1 protein-coding gene is annotated in these 5013 nt (G+C 45.8%); it reads left to right on the forward strand.

Going from position 1 to position 5013, the window contains the following annotated elements; all coding sequences use genetic code 11:
• The coding region (locus KJK34_RS14915; protein ID WP_223054695.1) for an Ig-like domain-containing protein at positions 1–4842 on the forward strand (4842 nt) is incomplete at its 5' end.
• Between the last annotated feature and the right edge of the window lie 171 nt (positions 4843–5013).

Here is a 5013-nt window from a genome sequence, read left to right on the forward strand (position 1 = left end):
GATGCCAACGGTTGTACAGGTACAGCTTCTGTAACTATTACAGAGCCAACTGTACTTTCAGCTGCGGGTGTAGCTACTAATGTAAGCTGCAACGGTGGCAGCAACGGTACTGTTGATTTAACAGTAACCGGCGGTACAGGTACTTATACCTATCTGTGGAGCAACAACGCTACAACAGAAGACCTTACAGGCCTTATGGCAGGAACTTATGATGTAACGGTAACTGATGCTAACGGTTGTACAGCTACAGCTTCTGTAACTGTAACAGAACCAACAGTGCTTTCAGCTTCAGCTACAGCAACTAATGTTAGCTGCAACGGTGGCAACAACGGTACTGCTAACTTAACGGTAACAGGCGGTACAGGCACTTACACCTACCTGTGGAGCAATAACGCTACTACAGAAGACCTTACAGGCCTTGCAGCCGGTACATATAGTGTAACGGTAACTGACGCTAACGGTTGTACAGCTACAGCTTCTGTAACTATAACAGAACCAACAGTGCTTTCAGCTTCAGCTACAGCCACTAATGTTAGCTGTAATGGCGGTAATAATGGTACTGCTGACTTAACAGTAACTGGCGGTACAGGTACTTATACTTATTTATGGAGCAATGGCGCCACTACACAAGACCTTACAGGCCTTATGGCAGGTACATATAGTGTAACGGTAACAGACGCTAACGGTTGTACAGCTACAGCTTCTGTAACGGTAACACAGCCAACAGCTATTTCAGCTACAGCTACAGCAACAAACGTTAGCTGCAACGGCGGTACAAACGGTACAGCTACAGTTACTGCCACAGGCGGTACAGGAGCATATACCTATTCATGGACCGGTACTGAAATGGTTGCTACACCATTTGTCTTCCAGGGCTTTGAAGCTACAGGTAGCTGGAACTATACATTTACTCCTGCCATCTATAACATCTCTAACGATGTTTGGGCAATTGTAGAAAACGTAGGTTCTATCGCAACAGCTTCAGAAGGTTCATTCTTCTTTGGTATCAGAGACCTTGACAACCCTAACGGCGGAGGTAACTTTGACCACACTATTACATTCGACCCAATCGATGTAAGCGCACAGGGAGACATGAGGCTTTCATTCGATTATTATTCAGTTGAGTTTGAAGCTGCCGATGTGTTAGGATATGTGGTAGAGCTTGACAACGGTACAACATGGGGCCCTACTGTAGAGCTTAACCGCAATACAGGTGCATGGACAACAGTAAATATCGATATACCTGCATCTGCAAACTTTGTAAGGTTAAGGCTTATTGCTAAGCAAGACGGAGCCAGCGACTTTGCCGGATTTGACAACGTTGTGCTTTCAACTTTAAGCGGACCTCAAACAGCTTCAATATCAGGACTTGCGGCGGGTACTTATGGAGTAACTGTAACCGATGCTAACGGCTGTACTGCTACAGCTTCTGTTACTGTAACAGAACCTGCTGTACTTTCAGCTTCAGCTACAGCAACCAATGTTAGCTGCAACGGTGGCAACAATGGTGCTGCTGACTTAACAGTAACAGGCGGTACTTCTCCATACACTTATCTGTGGAGTAACTCAGCTACAACACAAGATCTTACAGGCCTTGCAGCCGGAACTTATGATGTAACGGTGACTGATGCTAACGGTTGTACAGCTACAGCTTCTGTAACTGTAACACAGCCAACAGCTCTTGTGGCTACTGCCGCATCTCAGGTTAACGTTCTTTGCAACGGAGCCGCAACAGGTTCGGCTACTGTAAGCGCAACAGGCGGTACAGGAACATATACTTACTCATGGGCACCGTCAGGCGGTACTGCAGCTACTGCTACAGGCCTTATGGCAGGTACTTATACAGTAACGGTAACCGATGCTAACGGATGTACTGCAACACAGTCATTCACAATTACACAGCCTGATGCCCTTGTAGCTACTGCAGCATCTCAGGTTAATATACTTTGTAACGGTGGTACTAACGGCTCAGCTACAGTTACTGTAGCAGGTGGTGTATCTCCATATACATATGCTTGGGATAATGGTGCTACAGGCGCTACCGCAACAGATCTTGCTGCGGGTACTTATGTAGTAACTGTAACAGATGCTAATAACTGTACTACAACACAGTCATTCACAATTACACAGCCTGCTGCCCTTGTAGCTACTGCTGCATCTCAGGTTAATGTACTTTGTAATGGAGCCGAAACCGGTTCTGCTACTGTGGGTGTAACAGGAGGCGTATCTCCTTATACTTATGCTTGGGATAATGGTGCTACAGGCGCTACCGCAACAGATCTTGCTGCCGGTACCTATGTAGTAACCGTAACCGATGCTAACAGTTGTACAACAACTCAGTCGTTCACTATTTCAGAACCGGATGCTCTTGCTGCTACAACATCTGTAGATACTCCTGTTAGCTGCTTTGGCGGTAATGAGGGTGTTGCAACAGTTGCTGTAACAGGCGGTGTAACTCCTTACACTTACCTGTGGAGCAATAACGCTACTACAGCTACTATTTCAGGCCTTACAGCCGGTACATATGATGTAACTGTAACCGATGCCAATGGTTGTACTACCACTGCATCTGTAACTGTAACAGAGCCTGCAGAGGTTATGCCTCCTGCAGCAGATGCTCAGGTGTTCTGTAACTTTGGTACAGTTGCCGAGCTTGAAGCTACCGGAACAGATGTACAATGGTATGATGTTGCTACAGGCGGATCTCCGCTTGCAGGCACAGCATCTTTAACAACTGCTACTTACTATGCTACACAAACTGTAGATGGCTGCGAAAGCCCTACAAGAACTGCTGTAGCGGTAACAGTTAATATTACTCCTGCACCTACTGCAAGTGCGCAAACATTCTGTAACAGCGCTACTGTAGCAGATCTTACCTCATCAGGTACAGATGTACAGTGGTATACTGCCGCTACAGGCGGTACAGCCCTTGCAAATGACACAGCTCTTGCAACAGGTACTTATTATGTATCACAAACACTGAATGAGTGCGAAAGCACAAGGGCAGCGGTAAGCATTACTGTAAATGTAACACCTGCGCCTACTGCAACTGCACAAACATTCTGTAACAGTGCTACTGTGGCAGAACTTACTGCAACAGGTACAGATATTAAGTGGTATGCTAATGAAACAGGTGGTACAGAACTGCTTGACACTGCAGAGCTTGCTACAGGTACTTATTATGTGTCGCAAACACTTAATAACTGCGAAGGCCCAAGGGCAGCGGTTAGCGTTACAGTAAACGTAACTCCTGCACCGGCAGCAGTTGCACAAACATTCTGTAATGCAGCTACTGTAGCCGATCTTGAGGCTGAAGGTACAGGCACAATACTTTGGTATGCCGATGCAACAGGCGGAACTGCTCTTGCAGATGCCACTGCCCTTGCAAACGGAACTACTTATTATGCCTCACAAACACTTAACGGTTGCGAAAGCACAACAAGGACAGCAGTTGCCGTTACTATAAATGTAACAACAGCCCCAACTGCAGATGCTCAGGTATTTTGTAGTGGTGCTACTGTAGCAGACCTTTCTGCAACAGGAACTGCTATCATGTGGTATGCTAATGCAACAGGCGGAACTGCTCTTGCAGATGACACAGCCCTTGCAACAGGTACTTACTATGCTACGCAAACTGCAAATGGTTGCGAAAGTGCAACAAGGACAGCGGTTACTGTTACTGTAAACGTAACGCCTGCCCCAACTGCAGATGCTCAGGTATTCTGTAACAGTGCTACTGTAGCAGATCTTTCTGCAACAGGTGACAACCTGCTTTGGTATGCAGATGCAACAGGCGGCACAGCCCTTGCAGATGACACAGCCCTTGCAACAGGTACTTACTATGTATCGCAAACGCTTAACGATTGCGAAAGCCCAAGGACAGCAGTTGCCGTTACTGTAAATGTAACTCCTGCTCCGGTTGCCGAAGCACAAACATTCTGTGACAGCGCTACTGTAGCAGACCTTTCTGCAACAGGTGATAACCTTGCCTGGTATGCTGATGCAACAGGCGGTACAGCCCTTGCGGATGACACAGCCCTTGCAACAGGTACTTACTATGTATCGCAAACGCTTAACAATTGCGAAGGACCAAGAACAGCGGTAGCAGTTACTATCCAGGTAACAGAAGCTCCTGTGGCTACAGATCTTACTCTTTGTGAGGGTGCTACAGTTGCCGACCTTACTGCCGAAGGAACGGATATACTATGGTATGCAGACGAAACAGGAGGCGAGCCTCTTGCCGGCGATGATGTACTTGTTAGCGGAACAACCTACTATGCTTCTCAAACTGTAAATGGATGTGAAAGTGCAGCCAGGACTGCAGTAGCGGTAACTATTACCGTAACACCTGCTCCAACAGGAGAGGCTGCACAAGTTGTAGGCGAAAACGCTACTTTTGCTAATCTTACTGTAGAGGGTACAGACATAGTTTGGTATGCTAATGCCGAAGATGCTGCTAACCATGTTAACCCGCTTGATCCTGCAACAATACTTGAGGACGGAGTAATATACTACGCTACTCAAACTTTAGATGGTTGCGAAAGTGTTGCTTCGCTTGCTGTAACAGTTACTGTATCACTACGCACAGATAGTTTTGAAAGGAACAAACTTTTTTACTACCCAGTGCCTGTAGTTGATGTTCTTACAATAGAGAACAACAACATGATAAACAGGGTAACAGTTATAGACCTGCTTGGCCAGGTAGTAATTACACAAGATGTAAATGCTACTACTGCTAAAGTAGATATGCGTTCGCTACAGGGAGCTACTTACATAGTACAGATTGAGACCGAATATGGTATTGAAACTGTAAAAGTTGTAAGGAACTCTAACAATAACTAAAATATAGTTATTATATAACAAGAGGGGCTGTCTCAAAAGTGATACAGCCCTAATTTTTTTATACAAATAAGGGAGCCCGAGAGCTCCCCATATTCGGCAAGTTTATTAACTTGCGGTGTGTCAATTAAATCAAAAGTAGTCTTTAAAGATTACAATCCCAAGCAAAATTTC

This window comes from Flavobacterium coralii, from assembly GCF_019891545.1.
Lineage (GTDB): Bacteria > Bacteroidota > Bacteroidia > Flavobacteriales > Flavobacteriaceae > Flavobacterium > Flavobacterium coralii.